16 protein-coding genes are annotated in these 18,402 nt (G+C 63.8%); 7 read left to right on the forward strand and 9 right to left on the reverse strand.

The features are described from left to right. Positions 1 to 98: 98 nt before the first annotated feature. From AC1D1B_RS18860 to AC1D1B_RS18875, 4 genes are read left to right on the forward strand one after another with little or no spacing between them, the layout of a single operon-like run. A complete protein-coding gene (locus tag AC1D1B_RS18860; RefSeq protein ID WP_477333973.1) occupies positions 99 to 419 on the forward strand; it encodes a (2Fe-2S)-binding protein in 321 nt (106 codons plus the stop codon). Next, positions 401 to 1,822 carry an FAD/NAD(P)-dependent oxidoreductase gene (locus tag AC1D1B_RS18865; protein ID WP_477333974.1) on the forward strand — a complete coding sequence of 474 codons (1,422 nt, stop codon included), beginning with the start codon at positions 401 to 403 and terminating at the stop codon, positions 1,820 to 1,822. The genes AC1D1B_RS18860 and AC1D1B_RS18865 overlap by 19 nt, the downstream gene beginning before the upstream one ends. Then, positions 1,819 to 2,970: an NAD(P)/FAD-dependent oxidoreductase gene (locus tag AC1D1B_RS18870; RefSeq protein WP_477333975.1), complete on the forward strand. Its 1,152-nt coding sequence runs from the start codon at positions 1,819 to 1,821 to the stop codon at positions 2,968 to 2,970. Before AC1D1B_RS18865 ends, AC1D1B_RS18870 begins: the two co-directional genes overlap by 4 nt. A gap of 22 nt (positions 2,971 to 2,992) precedes the next feature. Further along, complete coding sequence (locus AC1D1B_RS18875) at positions 2,993 to 4,033, forward strand: membrane dipeptidase (RefSeq protein ID WP_477333976.1); 1,041 nt, start codon at positions 2,993 to 2,995, stop codon at positions 4,031 to 4,033. A gap of 127 nt (positions 4,034 to 4,160) precedes the next feature. On the opposite strand, the gene AC1D1B_RS18880 is transcribed toward AC1D1B_RS18875, so the two are convergent. Beyond that, positions 4,161 to 5,486 carry an NAD(P)/FAD-dependent oxidoreductase gene (locus AC1D1B_RS18880; RefSeq protein ID WP_477333977.1) on the reverse strand — a complete coding sequence of 442 codons (1,326 nt, stop codon included), beginning with the start codon at positions 5,484 to 5,486 and terminating at the stop codon, positions 4,161 to 4,163. Between the two features lie 222 nt (positions 5,487 to 5,708). Here AC1D1B_RS18880 and AC1D1B_RS18885 point away from each other — a divergent pair, with 222 nt between their 5' ends. After that, positions 5,709 to 6,185 carry an Lrp/AsnC family transcriptional regulator gene (locus AC1D1B_RS18885; protein WP_112394265.1) on the forward strand — a complete coding sequence of 159 codons (477 nt, stop codon included), beginning with the start codon at positions 5,709 to 5,711 and terminating at the stop codon, positions 6,183 to 6,185. A 31-nt stretch (positions 6,186 to 6,216) separates the two neighbouring features. Here AC1D1B_RS18885 and AC1D1B_RS18890 read toward each other — a convergent pair whose 3' ends face one another. The 7 genes from AC1D1B_RS18890 to AC1D1B_RS18920 all read right to left on the reverse strand — a co-directional run bounded on the left by AC1D1B_RS18890 (position 6,217) and on the right by AC1D1B_RS18920 (position 14,621). Next, positions 6,217 to 7,872, reverse strand: coding sequence for an ABC transporter ATP-binding protein (locus AC1D1B_RS18890; protein WP_477333978.1), 1,656 nt, complete (start codon positions 7,870 to 7,872; stop codon positions 6,217 to 6,219). Beyond that, entirely contained in the window at positions 7,869 to 8,720 is an 852-nt protein-coding gene (locus AC1D1B_RS18895) for an ABC transporter permease (RefSeq protein WP_477333979.1), read from the reverse strand. Before AC1D1B_RS18895 ends, AC1D1B_RS18890 begins: the two co-directional genes overlap by 4 nt. Beyond that, positions 8,717 to 9,667 (reverse strand): ABC transporter permease, encoded by a 951-nt coding sequence (locus AC1D1B_RS18900; RefSeq protein ID WP_477333980.1) that lies wholly within the window; start codon positions 9,665 to 9,667, stop codon positions 8,717 to 8,719. Before AC1D1B_RS18900 ends, AC1D1B_RS18895 begins: the two co-directional genes overlap by 4 nt. Before the next feature lie 89 nt (positions 9,668 to 9,756). Then, positions 9,757 to 11,367, reverse strand: a complete 1,611-nt coding sequence (locus AC1D1B_RS18905) for an ABC transporter substrate-binding protein (protein ID WP_477333981.1) — start codon at positions 11,365 to 11,367, stop codon at positions 9,757 to 9,759. 66 nt (positions 11,368 to 11,433) lie between these two features. Beyond that, positions 11,434 to 12,189, reverse strand: a complete 756-nt coding sequence (locus AC1D1B_RS18910) for an HAD-IA family hydrolase (protein ID WP_477333982.1) — start codon at positions 12,187 to 12,189, stop codon at positions 11,434 to 11,436. Between the two features lie 204 nt (positions 12,190 to 12,393). Then, a complete protein-coding gene (locus tag AC1D1B_RS18915; RefSeq protein WP_477333983.1) occupies positions 12,394 to 13,767 on the reverse strand; it encodes an aminotransferase class III-fold pyridoxal phosphate-dependent enzyme in 1,374 nt (457 codons plus the stop codon). Between the two features lie 14 nt (positions 13,768 to 13,781). Then, positions 13,782 to 14,621 carry a GNAT family N-acetyltransferase gene (locus AC1D1B_RS18920; RefSeq protein WP_477333984.1) on the reverse strand — a complete coding sequence of 280 codons (840 nt, stop codon included), beginning with the start codon at positions 14,619 to 14,621 and terminating at the stop codon, positions 13,782 to 13,784. A 321-nt stretch (positions 14,622 to 14,942) separates the two neighbouring features. Between AC1D1B_RS18920 and AC1D1B_RS18925 the strand changes: the two genes are divergently transcribed. Further along, positions 14,943 to 15,611, forward strand: a complete 669-nt coding sequence (locus tag AC1D1B_RS18925) for a haloacid dehalogenase type II (RefSeq protein WP_477333985.1) — start codon at positions 14,943 to 14,945, stop codon at positions 15,609 to 15,611. Between the two features lie 16 nt (positions 15,612 to 15,627). After that, on the forward strand, positions 15,628 to 16,902 hold the full coding sequence (locus tag AC1D1B_RS18930; protein ID WP_477333986.1) for an NAD(P)/FAD-dependent oxidoreductase: 1,275 nt from the start codon (positions 15,628 to 15,630) through the stop codon (positions 16,900 to 16,902). Between the two features lie 35 nt (positions 16,903 to 16,937). Here AC1D1B_RS18930 and AC1D1B_RS18935 read toward each other — a convergent pair whose 3' ends face one another. Continuing rightward, positions 16,938 to 18,395: an NAD-dependent succinate-semialdehyde dehydrogenase gene (locus AC1D1B_RS18935; RefSeq protein ID WP_477333987.1), complete on the reverse strand. Its 1,458-nt coding sequence runs from the start codon at positions 18,393 to 18,395 to the stop codon at positions 16,938 to 16,940. Positions 18,396 to 18,402: the final 7 nt, after the last annotated feature.

Here is an 18,402-nt window from a genome sequence, read left to right on the forward strand (position 1 = left end):
AAAAGTTCTGGATAGCAAAACAGTTGGTATTGGCGATGGGCGCGGCGGACTGAAAAGATGATGGGGTGCAGACAGCCAGATCCAGAGGAGGATCGCCCATGGACTCAAACGAAAGCGGTCGTTTCCTACGCCTGGGCGAGCGAGACAGGCCGAGGCTCGTCTTCTCCATTGACGGCCGGCCGGTTGCCGGCTGCGAAGGGGACACGCTGTTGGTGGCCATGCTCACGCAGATAGGTCACCTCAGAAGTTCGGAGTTTGGCGATGGCCATCGTGCCGGCTTCTGTCTGATGGGCGCCTGCCAGGACTGCTGGGTATGGACCGACACAGGCGAACGCTTGCGCGCCTGCACCACACCGCTTGCCGCCGGCATGCGCATTGCCACCAAAGCTTCGGAGCACACATGGCCGAGCCTCGCATAGTGCCCGATCGTCACAAAGTGCCCGATCTTCGCATAGTGATCGTCGGCGCCGGTCCGGCCGGTGTGCGCGCCGCCGAGACACTGGTTGCGGCCGGGCTTCGGCCGATCGTCATCGACGAAAGCAGCCGCGACGGTGGACAGATCTATCGTCGCCAGCCGGAAGGGTTTCGCCGCTCCTACGCCTCGCTCTACGGATCGGAGGCCGGCCGGGCCGAGAATCTGCATCGCAGCTTCGAGGCTCTGCACGATCATATAGATTATCGGCCCGAAACCCTCGCCTGGGGAATATGGGAAAAGCAGTTGCATCTCCTTCAAGGGTCCCGAACCAGCGAGGTCGATTTCGACGCGCTGATCATCGCTTCGGGGGCAACTGACCGCCTGATGCCGGTGCGGGGCTGGAACCGGGCAGGCGTCTACAGCCTGGGTGCTGCGCAGATAGCGTTGAAGTCGCAGGCCACCGCGATCGGCAGGCGAGTCGTGTTTATGGGCAGTGGACCGCTCCTCTATCTCGTGGCGGCGCAATATTCGAAGGCGGGCGCCGAAGTGGCCGCGGTGCTCGATACCTCGCCTTTCCACCTGCGGGTCAAGGCACTGCCAAAACTGATCGCCCGGCCGGATGTCCTGCTGAAGGGGCTGGCCCTCACCATGAAGCTTCGCCGTGCCGGCATCGAGATCCACAGCGGCATAACGCCGGTAGAGATCGAAGGCCGGCCTGGGATCGGCGTCGAGACGGTCCGCTTCCGCACCGACAAGGGGCAAGTCCGTGACATTGCCTGCGACGCCGTCGCGCTCGGCTATCATTTGCGCCCTGAGACGCAACTGGCGGACCTCGCACGCTGCGAGTTCCGTTTCGATGCGCAGACACGCCAGTTCTTTCCGATAAAAGACACCGACGGCCGCAGCAGCGTTGCGGGCGTTTATTTGGCCGGCGATGGCGCCCTGACGCTCGGCGCCGACGCCGCCGAGGCGGCCGGGCGCCTGGCCGCATTAGCCGTGCTGTCCGATCTTGGCCGCCCGATGGCGCCGGCTCAGGTTGCGCGCCTTCGCCGTCGCTTGCGTATCTTTGGGCGGTTTCGGCGCGGCATCGTCGCTGCTTTCCCGTGGCCGGCGGGCGCTGCCGCTGCCCTCAGTGAAGATACGGTGGTCTGCCGCTGCGAAAACATCACCGCTGGTGAACTGCGTGCAGCCGTCTTCGGCAATGGCGCTGTTGAGGTCAATCGCGCCAAGGCCTTCAGCCGTGTCGGCATGGGCCGCTGCCAGGGCCGCTATTGCGGGCATGCGGCGGCCGAGGTGATCGCTGCGTGCGCCGGCGTTCCGGTTGAAGCGGTGGGCCGCATCCGCGCCCAGGCGCCGGTCAAGCCTTTAGTCATCGGCGCCGAGAGCGACACGGAGCAGGCAGCATGAAGCCGTTGCAGGCCGACGTGATCGTCATTGGCGGCGGCCTGATGGGAACCGCCGCGGCGTTCTTCCTGCGCCGGCGCGGGCGTTCGGTCATTCTGCTCGAACGCGGGCTGGTCGGACAGCAGGCAAGTGGCGTCAATTTCGGCAATGTGCGACGGCAGGGACGCTTTCTGCCGCAACTCCCCTTGGCCAACCGTTCGCGCGAAATCTGGGTTAGGTTGAACGAACTGCTTGGCGAAGATGTCGAGTTCCTGCCGACCGGCCATATCCGCGTCTGTTACGATCCCCGGCAGATCGGTGTGATCGAAGCCTACGCACAAAAGGCGCGCGACTACGGCCTCGACCTCGAATTGCTGAGCGCCAATGAGCTCAAGGCGCGTTTCGGCTTCTTTGGGCCGGAAGCCATCGCCGGCTCCTATTCGCCCAATGACGGCCACGCAAATCCACGGCTTGCCGCACCCGCATTCGCCCGCGCGGGGGCGCGGGCAGGGGTCGATGTGTTCGAGAACACCGACATCGTTTCGATCGCCAAGCCAGGCGATGACTTCCAGGCGACCGCAGCCGATGGCAGGATGTTCAGCGCGCCGATCGCGCTGGTTACTGCCGGAGCCTGGGGCGGCGCGTTGTCCCGGCAGTTCGAAGAGCCGGTTCCCATCGCCGTGCACGGACCGCAAATGGCGGTGACGGAGCCGCTGCCGTATCGCCTCAAACCGGTGATCGGCGTGTCGACTGCAATTCCGCAAGAGGTCGTCTATCTGCGCCAGGTCGAACGCGGCAATGTCGTCTTCGGCGGCGGCACGCGTGGTCCGGCCTTTGCCGACATAAGACGCGCCTATGCGGTGCCCGGTCATCTCCGCAATCAGCTTCGACAGATCCGTCGCCTGGTGCCGGCGCTCGCCAACATGCGGGTCATTCGCACCTGGAGCGGCATCGAGAGCTATTTGCCTGACGACATTCCCATTATGGGGCCGAGCGCGCGGGTGTCCGGTCTCTACTACGCCTTCGGCTTTTGCGGCCATGGTTTTCAACTGGGTCCGGGGGTGGGTGACGTGATGGCCGAACTGATCGACCGGGGCTCCACCACGACGCCGATCGAGCCATTCCACATCAAGCGGTTTGCGGCCGAGGCCGCCAGCCGGATTTCAGCCTGAATCGATCAAGGAGAAGATAGACATGTCAGTTGTATCCGCCGTTCGCCCGGCCACCGGGCAAGCCAGCGAGGAGACGCGACGCTTCCACGACGAGATGTTCGTCTTCGACGCGCTGTCCATCGCCTATGTGCTCGAGGACAAATATGCCGAACGGACGCTGGCCGGCGGGGTCAACGCGACCAATGTCACCTTCGCTTTGGAGGAGAACTGGGATGTCGTGATGCGCAACGCGGAGCGCTATCTCTCGATGATCGAGAAAAGCGCCTACCTGAAACTCTGCCTGACGGCCGACGATATGCTGGCGGCAAAGCAGGCCGGTAAGCTTGGCGTCGTTTTCGGCACCCAGGGCGCGACCATGCTGGACGATCAGCTTTGGCGGCTGGAACTGCTGACCAGGATGGGGCTTCGCGTGCTCGGCCTTGCCTACACCACTGCCAACATCTTTGGCGACGGATGTGGCGAACGGCGCGATGCCGGCCTCAGCTACCTTGGCGAGGAACTGGTGGCGTTGGCCAACTCATTGCCATTGATGATCGATCTCTCGCATTGCGGCCACCGCACGCGCGCCGAGACCACCGCATTGGCGCGGGCGCCGGTCTGTACGCATTCCAATGCCGACGGCCTTCGGTCGAACGGCCGCAACACTGAAGACGCGACGGTCAAGGCGATGGCCGAAAAAGGCGGCATGATCGGCGTCTGCGGCCTGCCGCAATCGCTGGCCGACGGAACGCCGACGCTCGATGATGTCCTCGACCATGTCGATCATCTGGTTCGGCTGGTCGGCGCGGGACATGTCGGCGTCGGGGTGGACTATGTCGAAAAATACCAGGAGCAGGCATCGGTCGTCGCACCGCCCAGCGTCGTCACCTGGCGGACCCGTCGCCCCGACATTTTCGGCCCGCTGTCGAGTTTTGGCCGGCAGTCTTATCCGGTCGGCATCGAGACAGTCACCAAATTGCCGAACCTGACGCAGGGCCTTCTCGACCGCGGCTATAGCCGCGAACAGACGGCGGCAATCATGGGCGACAACTGGCTGGAAACATTCCGCCGCTTCTGCGGATGATCGCGGGAGCAACCAGGAGCAGCGACTGCCTCGGGCATCTGCTCAATCCCAATGTGCCCTTCAGCACACTTCCAGGAGACGGCTGATGTGTTCCGGAGGCCCGTCTGGATGTTACGTGGATCGCGTCTTAGAAATCGGCGACCTTCCCCCACACAGAAGCTTCGAAGCGCCGCGGATCGTAGGATGTCGGATCGACGATCGGTTCGGAGCCAGTCACCAGATCGGCGACGAGATGCCCGGCGCCGGGTCCAATGCCGAAACCGTGTCCCGAAAAGCCGGCTGCCAGGAAGAAACCCGGAACGGTATGTATCTCACCTATGGCAGGCACGCCGTCCGGCGTGCTGTCGACGTAGCCGGCCCACGCCGCGCTGATCCTGGTCTGGCGCAGTGTCGGCAGCAGTTCGAGCGCCCGGGCATGGGTCAGGCGGATGGTCGCCTGGTCCGGGATCGGATCGAGGATGCGTATCCGCTCCATCGGCGTCGGCTGGTCGAGCCGCCAGCGCCGCAACGTTTCGTGGCCCGAGCGCATGCCCTGCAGGCCGCCCGGCGCGAGGCTTCGCCACCGCTTCAGGAACATGGGCAGGAACTGCGAGGAGAAGCGCAGCTGCTGCGGTGTCACGTCCACGCGTCCACGCCCGCTTATGGCGAGCGTATAGCCGCCATCGCCGCGACGGGTGGCCGAGATACTCGCCGTGTGCAGCGCATCCGGCAGGCCCTCGGCGCCCGGCGAAACGGACAGGATGGAGGAGCGGATCGATGCCTGTGGAAAGCGGAAACCGAACTGCCTGCAAAAGGAGGATGCCCAGGCGCCGCCGGCCAGGACCGCCAGCTTCGTGCGGATCGTTCCATTTTCCGTGATCACGCCGCTCAGGCGCCCGCCCTCCGTCTCGATACCGCGCGCGGCGCAATTCTGGTGCACAGAGCCCCCGAGCTTGAGGATGGCCCGGGCGACCGAGGGCGCGGCCCGCGACGGATCGGCGGTGCCGTCGGTCGGCGAGAAGACGCCACCCTTCCAGGTCCGGCCCGTGGCGCGGCCTCGCTTATTTGCCTCGGCACCGCCCAGCATATGCGTGGTGACACCGGTCGTTCTGGCGAAGTCACGCCAGCGCGCCCAGCCGGCCAGTTCCGCCTCGTCATTGCTAAGATAGAGCAGGCCGCAGCGGCGAAAGCCGGTGTCTTCGCCGGTTTCCGTCGCAAAGCTGTCCCACAGGTCGAGGCTTTTTGTAGCCATCGGCAGCTCGCGGGCATCGCGGTTCTGCTGGCGGCACCATCCCCAGTTTCTGCTGGACTGCTCGGCGCCGATGCGTCCCTTTTCGACAAGCGCAACCTGCAGGCCGCGCCTTGCCAGATAATAGGCCGTGAAGACACCTGCGATGCCGCCGCCGATCACCACCACGTCCGCGGACTGTGGCAGTTCGCCGGATGTCTCGATTTGCTGCAGTGGCGCGGGCATGTCGTTCTCTGCTTTGAAGCTTCAATCTACCGCGTTGCGGAGGCAGCCGCTGCTGCAGTTGAGGCCGAAGCAGTATTTTATTCTGGAAGCCCTATTGGAATCGGGAGTCCCTGCCATTCAGCCTGTATCCGGTCGGATGGACAGGCCCCAAGCCTGTGGTAGTGTCAAAGCTTGTTGGTACGACAGCAGATTGTGCTGTAGCGCGCATCTTCGGAGACGGCCATGAAACTGGATCGGATCGACATCAAGATTCTGCACGAGCTGCAAAAGAACGGCCGCGTCACCAACGTGGAACTCGCCGAGCTCGTGCATCTGTCTCCAAGCCCCTGTCTCATGCGCGTCAAGAAGCTCCAGTCGGAAGGCTACATCCAAGGCTATTCCGCCCAGATCAATCTAGGTAAGCTCGGTCAGACGCTGACCGTGTTCACGGAAATCACCCTGAAGAACCACCGGCAGGTGGATTTCGCCCGCTTTCTCGCCGTGGTGGAGAAGATCGACCAGGTCATCGAATGCCACCTCGTTTCCGGCGGCTACGACTATTTGATGAAATTCGTGACTGCCGGCATTGGAGACTACCAGGCGATCATGGAGCGGCTGACCGACATGGATATCGGCATCGACAAGTATTTCAGCTTCGTCGTGCTGAAATCCCCAATCGTCAAGGCGCACATGCCGCTGCCGAGTCTTTTTCCGAGATAGGGCCCAGGTGAGGTGAGGCACTGCTGCTTCGTCAGCGGTGGCCGTATTGCCTGACGAGCTCGGGGTCGCGCACGAGGCCGTCGAGCCAGGTCGGATCGAGCTTCGGCACGGAGGAGAACAGAAGTTTGGAATAGGGGTGGGTGGGCGCCTTCAATTTGTCGGGCGTGATCTGCTCCACCCGCTCGCCATTGTACATGACCATGATCTGGTCGCAGATGGCCTCGACGACCGAGAGGTCGTGGCTGATGAAAATGTAGGAAAGGCCCAGTTCGCGCTGCAGCTCCTTGAGCAGCTCGATCACGGCGGACGCCACCACCGTGTCGAGCGCCGAGGTGATTTCATCGCAGATGATGAGCTTGGGATCGGCCGCCAGCGCGCGCGCGAAATTCACGCGCTGCTTCTGGCCGCCCGAGAGCTCCGATGGGTGGCGGTAGCGCAGCGTCCTCGGCAGGCGCACCATGTCGAGCAGTTCGTCGACGCGCTTCGAGCGCGCCTGCCTGTCGAGCCCGTGATAGAAGGCCAGCGGTCGAGAGATGATGTCCTCCACCGCCTTGGCCGGATTGAGCGCGGTATCGGCATACTGGAACACGATCTGCATTTCGCGCAGCTGGTCCCGGCTGCGTTTTCCGGCGGCGCGCTGCAGGTCCTTGCCGTCGAAGACGATGTCGCCAGCGGCCGCCGGATGGATGCCGGCGATGGCCCGCGCCAGCGTCGACTTTCCGCAGCCGGATTCGCCGATCACGCCAAGATTGCGCCCTTTCTCCACGACCAGGCTGACGGAATCGACCGCGCGGACAACCGGCTGCCCGTCAGGTTTCACCGGTCCGTAGCCGGCTGTCAGACTGCTCACGCGAAGCAGCGGATTCGCTGCGGAATCGCCAGTCGCCTGTATTTGCCGCGGCTTCGGTTCGAAGGCGGCCAGCAGTTCGCGCGTGTAGGGATGTTGGGCGGCCGAAAGGATATCAGCCGTGGTGCCGGTCTCCTGCACTTCGCCGCCCTTCAGCACCACGATGCGGTCGGCGATCTGGGCGACGACCGCGAGGTCGTGGGAAACGTAGACGCCCGCTATCCCGCCCGCCCGCATGACCGATTTGAATGCCTTCAGCACGTCGATCTGCGTCGTCACGTCGAGTGCCGTCGTGGGCTCGTCGAAGATCATCAGCTTCGGATCGCCGATGAGTGCCATAGCCGCCGCCAACCGCTGCAATTGCCCGCCCGAAACCTGGTGCGGATAACGTGCTCCGATCCCTTCCGGGTCCGGCAGTGACAAGGCCCGGAACAGCTCGACCGCTCGCTGGCGAGCCTGCGCGGGTGGCATCAGCTTGTGGATTCGCGTGACCTCGATCACCTGCTCCATGATCGTCGACGAGGGGTTGAAGGACGCGGCGGCACTTTGCGGGACATAGGCAATGTCGGTGCCGCGCAACCTCGAGCGTTCCTTTTCGGAAAGTGATGCCATGTTCTTGCCGTTGACGTTGATCTCGCCGCCGGTGATCCGGCAGCCGGGCCTTGCATAGCCCATCAGCGAGAGCGCAACCGTCGTCTTGCCGGAGCCGCTTTCGCCGATCAAGGCGACGATCTCGCCGTCGGCGATGTCGAGGCTGACGCCCTTGATGATTTCGACAAGCCGTCCGGAGTCGGTCTTCGCCTCGATCTTCAGGTTCCTGACCTCGACGAGATTGCTCATGCGTCCCGGTCCCTGATCTTCTGCGGCAGGTTATCGATCAGCAGGTTGACGCTGATGGTGAGGCTGGCGATCGCCAGCGAGGGCACGATGACGGCGGGGGCGGCGAAGGGCAGGGCGCCGATGTTCTCGCGCACCAGCGCGCCCCAGTCGGCGAGCGGCGGCTGGAGGCCGAGCCCCAGGAAGGACAGGCCGGAGAGCAACAGCACGATGAAAACGAAGCGCAGGCCGAAGTCGGCCAGCACCGGGCGCATGATGTTGGGCAGGATCTCGGATCCGATAAGGTAGAAGGTGCTCTCGCCACGGACACGCGCGACGGTCACGAAGTCCATGGTGTTGATGTTGACGGCGAGCGCCCGCGCGAAGCGGTAGGCGCCGGGGATGTAGATGACGGCGAGCGTCAGGATCAGCACCGGCACCGACGAGCCGACCGCAGCGACGACCACAAGGCCGAACAGCTTGCTTGGGATGGAGTTCATGGCGTCCAGGAAGCGGCTGAGGCAGGTGTCGAGCCAACCCCCGGTGACGGCCGCCATCATGCCCAGCACGACGCCCGAAAAGCAGGCAATGCAGACGGCGGCAAGCGATATGCCGACAGTGTAGCGTGCGCCCATCAGAACCCGAGAGAGCATATCGCGCCCCAGATAGTCCGAGCCGAGCCACAGCCCCTGGCGCATCGGGCCGAAATAATCGTCGTCGACGATGTCGCCGATCGGATGGGGAAGGACGTAGGGCGCAAAGATCGCGATGAGCGTCCACGTCAGGATGACCAGCGAAGCCACGACGCCCACCAGATTGTAGCTGTGGCCGAGGAAGGATCGTCGGGGGGCTGTGGCGCGCGCCATCGTCATCTGAGCCTCGGGTTGGACATGATGGCGATGATGTCGGCGGCGGTGATGAGGAAGAGGTAGCCGAGGCAGAAGATCATTGCGCAGCTCTGGATCAGCGGCAGGTCGCGGGTCGCGACCGCATCGACCATCAGCTTGGCGATGCCGGGATAGTTGAAGATCGTCTCCACGATGATGACACCGCCGACCAGATAGGACAGCGAGAGCGCGACCGCGTTGACGATCGGCCCGAGCGCGTTCGGGAGCGCGTGCCTCATGACCATTCGGCTGCGCGAGGCGCCTTTGAGAAGCGCCATCTCGACATAAGGCGTCGAAAGCGTTTCGATCACCGCGGCGCGGGTCATGCGGATCATCTGGGCGGAGATGACGAAGGTCAGCGTGATCACGGGCATCGCATAGATGCGCACGAGGTCGGTCAGCGAATGCGCCTCGTTGACCGAGGACAGAGCCGGCAGCCATCTGAGATAAACGGCGAAAAGCAGCACCGCGAGGGTCGCGATCATGAACTCCGGCACGGAGATGACGCCGATCGAAAGAATGGTGACGGTGCGGTCATAGACGGAGCCACGCAGCATCGCGGCGGTGATGCCGAGCGTCAGCGCCAGCGGCACGGAGAGCAGCGTGGTGATGCCGGCGAGCTTCATGGTGTTGACCAGGCGCCCGCCGATCAGCGTCGCGACCGGCATCTCATTGGCATAGGAAGTGCCGAGGTCGCCATGGAGCAGTCCCACAAGCCAAAGCAGGAAGCGCAGGATCGCCGGATCGTTGAGATGCATGGCCTCACGCAGGCCGGCGACCGCTTCCGGAGTCGCCGCCTGGCCGAGCAGGATCGACGCGGTGTCGCCAGGCAGCATGCTGGTGGCGAAAAACACGGCGAACAGCACGATCAAAAGCGTGATGGCTGCAATCCCGAGCCGCTTCAGCACGAGGTTGAGAACCCGAGACGTCATGGAAGCGCTCCCCGCGGTTGCGTTCGGCCAAAACAATCTTGCGCAATGCAGTGCCGAGGACCGGCTGACCGGCCCCCGGCAGGCTTTTCCTAGGCTTCGAGCCAGAGATATTCCGCCATTGCGTAGCCCATCATGCCACCGAGCGGGTTCGCCTCCAAACCCTTCACCTTGCTGGAGAGGGCATCCACGTTGGAAATGTAGGCTGGGATGATGGTGCCGGCCTCTTCGGAGACCATAGCCTGCATCTGGCCGTAGATCTCCTTGCGCTTGGCCTGGTCGAGCGAGCCGCGCGCCTCGATGAGCATCTTGTCGAACTTCTCGGACTTGTACTGGCTTTCGTTCCACGGCGCGTTGGAAGCGTAGAGGAGCGAGAACAGGATGTCCGGCGTCGGGCGCGGATTGATGTTGCCGAAATGGATTGGCGCCTTCAGCCAGTAATTGTCCCAGTAGCCATCGGCCGGGACGCGCTGGACGTCCAGCTTCATGCCGATCTCTGCGCCGGCGGCCTGGATGATCGTGGCCATATCGATCGACGAGGTCGCGGCGTCGGAAGCGATTACCGGGATGGACTGGCCGAGCAGGCCTGACTTCTGGAAGTGGAACTTCGCCTTGTCCGGGTCGAAAGCCTTTGGCTTGACGTCGGCGTTATGGAAGATATTCGCCGGCGAGACGGGCTGGTCGTTGCCGATTTCGCCGAGGCCGCGCAATGCCGATTTGACGATCTGCTCGCGATTGACGAGATACTTCATGCCCGCGACGAAGTCGGCCTTGCTGCCCGGATCCATGTCGAGCCGGATGTTGAGGTCGGTGTAGTTGCCCGAAGTCGTTTTCGACAATTCGAAGCCCTGCTGGCCGCCGATGAGCTTCATCGCTCGCGGATTGATCGAGGCGGCAAAGTTGATGTCGCCGGAAAGCAGGGCGTTGACGCGGGCGCTGTCGTCGCTGATGGCGATGAATTCGAAGGAGTCGAGATAGGGCTTGCCTGATTTCCAATAGTTCTTGTTCTTGGTGACCACCGAACGCACGCCCGGTTCGAACGTTTGCAACACGAAGGCGCCGGTGCCGTTGCCCTTGGAGAAGTCGGTGGTGCCGTCCTGGACGATCATGAAGTGATGCAGCGCCAGGATGGTCGGAAGGTCGGCATTCGGATCGGCCAGCGTGATTTCCACGGTCGACTTGTCGACCGCCTTGAAGCCGGTCATCTGCGCGGCGATCTTGGCGACCTTGGAGCCGATCGCCGGATCGAGATGGCGCTTCAACGAAAAGACGACGTCGTCGGCGGTGAGGTCCTTGCCGTCGTGGAAGGTGACGCCCTTGCGCAGCTTGACGGTCCAGGTCTTGGCGTCCTTGCTGTCGAAGCTTTCGGCGAGCTCCATCTGCGTGACGCCGTCCTTGTCAAGGAAAGTCAGGCGGTTGTAGAGCGAGCAGCAGCGGACATAGTCGGTCGACAGCGATGCCTTTGCCGGATCGAGCGTATCGGCGGTCGATGACGACCAGCCTGCGGCCTTGAAAGTTCCGCCGGAAACCGGCTCGGCGGCGACGGCCTGGGTGGCGCGGCCGAGCACCAGGCTGCCCGCGGCAACCGCGGCGCCGCCGGCCAGCAGCATCTTGAGGAGTTCGCGGCGGCTCGCGCCCCGCCGAATGGCGTTTTCGACCGTTGCATCGTCTGCTCCGGTCCAGTTCGTGATCTTGTCGGTCATGGTATTCCCCTTTCTGTTTGTTTTTCCGGGATGCTCGTCTTGTCGCGGCTTTCCGGGGGCTTGGGCTTAGATTCGTTCCTTCAGGCTTTCCCGCACGGCCGCCGCCAACGCGGCCATTGAGGTGAAGTGGTGGTCCGGCACGGTGAAGCGCTCGGGTTCGATCGTGCCGCCATAGCCCTTCTGGGCGTGCCGACGCTCGATCCAGCAGTTGGTCATGCCAAGCGCCCTAGAGATGCCGATGTCGTGGTACTGGCTTTGCGCGACGTGCAGGATGTCGTCCTTGCTGTCGCCCCGGGAAGCCACGAAATCGAACACCTTCTGGAAAAAGGCCGGGTCCGGTTTCTCCGTGCCGGTGTCATCAGCGGTGAAGGCAGCGAAGAAGGGCGAATCGAGCTGCTTCTCGAAATGATCGAGCGCCCATTGCCGGGCATTGGTCATGGCGATCAGCTTGTGGGATTTCGCAAGCTCGGCCAATGCCGCTGCGCTGTCGGGGAAACCTTGCCAAGCGCTGGCGGAGTCCCGCAGGCGGGCGCCGTATTTCTCCTCGGCCGGCAGGCCGAGTTGCGGCGCGATGGCCATGTAGACACGTGAGAGATCGTCGGGAAACAGGCCCGCAGCGGGCATGTAGCGGGCCTGCCGGTACAGGGCCAGCGCGGCCTCGCCATCGAAGGAAACGCCTGCGTCGGCTGCAATTCCGGCCAGACAGGTCGTGATGCCGCCTTCGAAGTCGATCAGCGTGCCGACGACATCGAAGGTCATGTATTTGAATTCGCTAAAGCCTCTGGCCAAGACTGGCTCTCCTCTGCGCGGCCGAATTTGCATGGTGCTGAACAGAACAAAATTCCGTGCTGTCCGGGGCGCTGGCCTTTTTCAAAAGCCCGGAAACTTGGGCTTTCTGGCCTTGTCTTAACCGTAGTCTGGCACTTCCCCCACGCCGAATTCGCCGAAAAGGCGTGAGGGGGCGGCACAAAATTGCGAAATCGGCTGCCCCGGCGCTATTTCGAAACATGCCGTATTCGCCGCCCGTCATGCCAGGGCCTGACGGACGTCGGGATCGGCAAGCGTCTGGTCGAGGGTCCGGCGCGTGCGCTCGACGATCGCATCGATGTCGCTGTCGGTGCAGCAGAGCGGAGGGGCGTAGCCGAGAACCCCGTTGGCAAAGGCGCGGATGATGAGGCCATTGTCCCAGGCCCTGTCGAAGACGCGCCGCGCCGGCATGGCCGAGGCTGGAAGCGGTGTCTTCTTCTGCTTGTCGACCACCAGTTCGATCGCGGCGAGCATGCCTCGACCGCGCACATCGCCGACGAGAGGGTGGTCGCTCAAGCCGACCAGGCCTGCCATCAGGCGAGCGCCGGCCTTGACGCCGTTCTCCAGAAGGCCGTCTTCGTAGAGCCTAAGCACCTCGAGGGCGACGGCGGCGCTGACCGGATGGGCGGAATAGGTGTAGCCGTGGCCGACCGCGGAGGCGCCCGCGCCGTCAGCGATGACGTCGTAGACACGATCGGCCATGAATACGGCGCCCATTGGCACATAGCCCGACGTCAGCCCTTTGGCGGTCGTCATGAGATCGGGAACGATGTCCTCCTCCGTGCAGGCGAACAGGGGTCCGGTGCGGCCGAAGCCGGTGATGACCTCGTCGGCAACGAACAGGATGCCGTACTCCTTGCAGAGCTCGCGCACGGCCTTGATCCAGCCTTTCGGCGGGACGATGACGCCGCCCGAGCCCTGGATCGGCTCGGCATAGAAGGCAGCGACCCGTTCCGGTCCGATCGCCTCGATCTTGGCCTTCAGCGCGGCGAGCGAAGCGGCGATGATCGCATTGCCGTCCTCGCCGACCGGGTTGCGATAGGGATAGGGGGAGGGGATCTTGTGTTGCCATTCGAAGGGAATGCCGAAACCGGCGTGAAAGGCTGGCAACGCGGTCAGGCCCGCGCCGACCACAGACGAGCCGTGATAACCCTGTTCGATGGATATGAACTGGTCGCGTTTCGGCTCGCCCTTGGCATTCCAATAGTAGCGGACGAAGCGGATCGTGCTGTCGACCGCATCCGATCCTCCAAGCGTGAAAAAGACGTGATTGAGGTCGCCTGGCGCGCGCTCGGCCAGTTCCGAGGCGAGCCGGATAGCCGGCTCCGAGCCGAGGTCGAAATAGGCGGTGGCGTAGGGAAGTTCGCGCATCTGCCGGGCCGCCGCCTCGACGATGCTGTCGTGGCCATAGCCGGCGTTGACGCACCATAGCCCCGCGAAACCGTCGACGAGTTGCTTGCCGGACGCGTCGGTCACGGTCGCCCCCTTCGCCGATTTCAAGACGCGCACACCGAGCGCCTCATGGCCGCGATAGGAAGAGACCGGATGGATGAGATGGGCACGATCGAGTTCGATCAGCGAGTTGGCGAGCATTGTTGTCCTCCGGACTAACCGAGCGCCTGGTTGGCGAGGGCGTAGATTTTTGGCCTGGACTGCTCCGCGCCCGTCCTGGACGGACGGTCCATGGTCACGCCACCGCCGACATGGGTGAGGCCGATTTCCCCGAGCCAGCCGGCGATGCCGGTCAGGCTGTCGGTATCCACGCGCAGGAAGGCGCCGGCGCGCGATGTGGCGAAGAAACTGATGAGCGCCTTGGCGTCCTCTGCATTTCCCGCGATCACCGGACCGAGCACCTCGCCGCGTCCGAACGGGCGGATCGCCGCATAGGCCTCGATGGCGCCGTTGCGGCGGATGACCGCGAATTGGCCGCGCTCGGCCAGCGCATCGATCAGCGCTTCGCGATCGGCGCCATAGGCGTCGCGGTCCAGCGTCTTGATCTCCGGCAAATCGTCGTTGCCTGCTGCTTCCACACCTTCGGGTGCAGCAAGCTCTGCAACCTTGCCCTGATGCTGCCGGATGGTGCCGGAGGGCACAAAGCCCAGTTTCTGATAGAGTGGCATGCCGTCCACAGTCGCGACGAGCCGCAGCGGACGGTTGCCGGCTAGGGCGATGGCCTGATCCATGAGCCGGCGCCCAAGCCCCTTGCCCCGCACGTTCCTGTCGACGATCACCATGTTGATCATGGCGCAATCCGCGCCGTAGGGCGTTACCAGGATGGTTCCGGTGACGCGGCCCTGGTCGTCGAGCGCGACCGCGCCGATCGAGAGCTGCAGCGCCATCTGCCAGTCCTGCGGGCGATGCGGCCAGTTCTCCTGGCGAGAAAGCGCCACTGCGCCCTCGATATGGTCCGGCCCGAACGCCTGGAGGTCGATCTCGCCCTGCTGCATGAGGCTTCCCTTTCCGTCTGATGCCAAGTCTCGGCCATCGGCGCGCCGCAGATCGTCTGAAGGCGTCGGTTCCGGCGGTATCTTTCGCCGTAGCGCGAGGGGTGCGCCGCATCTTGTGCTGGCACCGGCCGCAGCGGCTGCCTTTGACGGCGTGGCCGGCGCTCCCATCGACCGCCAAGATGCTACAGCGTGCCAAACCGGACGGTCGATACGGAACTTTCTGCTTTCGGGAGGGCCATTTCGGTCAGGTGGGTCGCCACTCGCCGTCCTATGATGAAATACGTCCTAACGAGAATGTGCTTCCACTGGAGATCGACGGACATGGCTTCTTTCAGGCCCAAATACATCACCTTCGACTGCTACGGCACGCTGACCAATTTCCAGATGGCGGAAGCGGCGCGCGACCTTTACGGCAGCCGGCTGGACGAACCGCGCATGCAGGAGTTCATCAAGAACTTCGCCGCGTATCGGCTCGACGAGATCATGGGCGACTGGAAGCCTTATGCCGACGTTGTCCACAACGCGCTCGAGCGCGCCTGCAAGCGCAATGGCGTCGCCTTCAGCCCCGACGACGCCAGCATGGTCTATGAACGGGTCCCGACCTGGGGCCCTCACGCGGATGTTCCGGCCGGCCTGGCGAAGGTCGCCAAGGAAATTCCGCTGGTCATCCTGTCCAACGCCATGAACGCGCAGATCATGTCCAATGTCGAGAAGCTCGGCGCGCCGTTCCATGCCGTCTACACGGCCGAGCAGGCGCAGTCCTACAAGCCCCGATTCAATGGGTTCGAATATATGCTCGACATGCTGGGCTGCGGCCCGGAAGACATTCTTCACTGCTCGTCCTCGTTCCGCTACGACCTGATGTCGGCACACGATCTCGGCATCAAGAACAAGGTCTGGGTCAATCGCGGGCACGAACCGGCCAACCCGTACTATGGCTATGTCGAGATATCAGACATTTCCGGTCTTCCGGGCGTGGTCGGGCTTTGAAACAGGCGGATTGCCGATGAAACTGGTCTCCTATTGGCACGACACAGCCCCGGTGTTTTCCGGCGGGGCGCAAGGCCCGGTCGAGGGGTACTACGATGCCGCCATCGTCGGTGGCGGCTTCACCGGTCTCGCCGCCGCGCACCGACTGGCGAAGGCCGGCGCGAAGGTGGCCGTGCTGGAGGCGGAGCGGGTGGGCTGGGGCGCATCGGGACGCAATGGCGGGCACCTGAACAACGGCCTCGCCCACAGTTACCTCTCTGCCAAGGCGGAACTCGGCAAGGAACGCGCGATTGCGCTCTACCGGGCGCTGGACGACTCCGTCGACACCATCGAGGCGCTGGTCGCCGAGGAAGGCATCGACTGCAATTTCCGCCGCGCCGGCAAGCTGAAGCTTGCCTCCAAGCCGCAGCATTTTGAATCAATCGCCCGCAACTTCGAAGCCCTCCATGCCGAGGTGGACCCGGATACGGCGCTGCTGTCGGCGGATGATCTCAGATTCGAGATCGGTTCGCCCTTCCACGGCGCGATGCTGTCGAAGAAGAGCGCCATGATGCATATGGGCCGCTATGTTGCAGGCTTGGCCACCGCCGCCGTTCGTCACGGCGCAATCATCCACGAGAACGCGGCGGTGACAGACTGCAAGCAGGTCGGCAACCGGCATGAGCTGACCACCTCGCGCGGCCGGATCAGCGCCGACAATGTGCTGGTGGCGACCGGCGCCTATACCACGCCGAATTTCGGTTATTTTCGCCGCAGGATCATCTCCGTCGGCAGCTTCATCATCGCCACGCGGCCGTTGAGCGACGCTGAGATCGCCGCGACCATGCCCGGCAACCGGACATGCGTGACCTCGATGAATATCGGCAACTACTTCCGCCTCTCACCTGATAACCGCCTGATCTTCGGAGGCCGCGCACGCTTCTCGGCGACATCGGACCAGCGCTCCGACGCCAGGAGCGGACGGATATTGCAGGCAAGCCTTGCCACGACCTTCCCGCAACTCGCCAAAGTCGAGATCGACTATTGCTGGGGCGGGCTGGTCGACATGACCAAGGACCGCTTCCCTCGGGCCGGCTACCATGATGGGGTCTGGTACGCGATGGGCTATTCCGGTCACGGCGCCCAGCTTTCCACGCAGCTCGGCATGATCATGGCCGACGCCATGCTCGGCCGCGAGGATCGCAATCCGATGAAGGGGTTCGAGTGGCCTGCCATTCCCGGCTATTCCGGCAAGCCCTGGTTCCTGCCGATGGTCGGCCTCTACTACAAGGCGCTCGATCGGATTCAGTGATCTTTTTGGCCTGGCCGGGCTTCAGCCAAATTGTCTTAGCTGAGCCCGCCCATATGAAAACTCTTCATCTCGAGATATTCCTCAATGCCGGCCTGCGCCCCCTCGCGCCCGAGACCGGACTGTTTGACGCCGCCGAAGGGGGCCACCTCGATCGAGACCGAACCGGTGTTGAGCCCCACCATTCCGAATTCCAGCGCCTCGCCGACGCGCCAGGCGCGTTTCAGGTTCTCGGTGTAGAAGTAGGAGGCAAGCCCGTAGGGCGTGCCATTGGCCAGCGCGATCGCTTCCTCTTCCGTCTCGAAGCGGAAAAGCGGCGCAACCGGGCCAAACGTTTCCTCGCCGGCAAGTTGCATGTCCTTTGTGGCGCCGGTCAGCACCAGCGGCGCGACATATTGCGGACCGCCAGGCAAGGCCGGCCGGTCGGTGATGATCTTTGCACCTTTGGCGAGCGCGTCCTCGACGTGGCGGTTGATTTTCTCGACCGCCGCCATGTTGATCATCGGCCCGATGGCGACGCCGGGCTGCGTGCCGGGCCCCACCGTCATGGCGTTGACGCGGGCGGTGAGCCTCGCTGCGAAGGCTTCATAGACTCCGGCCTGGACGAGGATGCGATTGGCGCAGACGCAGGTCTGGCCGCCATTGCGGAACTTCGAGACGAGCGCGCCCTCGATGGCGAGATCGAGATCGGCGTCGTCGAAGACGATGAAGGGGGCGTTGCCGCCGAGCTCGAGGCTGAGCCGCTTCACACTGTCGGCCGCCCCGCGCATCAGCAGCGAACCGACCCGCGTCGAGCCGGTGAAGGAGATCTTGCGCACCGTCTCGTTCGCCATGATCTCGTTGCCGATCTCTGCCGGCATGCCGGTAACGATGTTAATGACGCCCGGGGGGATGCCCGCCCGTTCGGCAAGCACGCCGAGCGCCAGCGCCGAATAGGGCGTGAACTCGGATGGCTTGATGACCACCGTGCAGCCGGCGGCCAGCGCCGGCGCGACCTTGCGGGTGATCATCGCGTTGGGAAAGTTCCACGGCGTGATGATACCGCACACCCCGACGGGTTCCTTCAGGACGATGATGCGCCGGTCTAGCGTGGGCGAGGGGATGGTGTGGCCGTTGATGCGGCGCGCTTCCTCCGCGAACCATTTGACGAAGGATGCGCCGTAACGGATTTCACCCCTGGCCTCGTCCAGCGGCTTGCCCTGTTCGGTCGTCAGGATCAGCGCCAGATCGTCCAGATGCGCGAGCATCAGGCCGTGCCAGGCCTCCAAGAGGGTAGCGCGCTCGGCGTTGGTTTTCTTCTTCCATTCCCCATAGGCAGAAGCCGCGGCCGCTATCGCCGCGCGGGTCTCCGGACCGGCCATGTCGGGCACTGTGCCGATCGGCGACTGGGTCGCCGGGTCGAGGACATCGACCGTCTTGCCGGAGCCGGCAGCGACCCATCTGCCGCCGATCAGGCCGGCTTCGCGGAAGAGACTTTTGTCTTTCAGGTTTTTCATAGAAAAC

The sequence above is a fragment of the Mesorhizobium sp. P2_C5_2 genome (assembly GCF_056404535.1).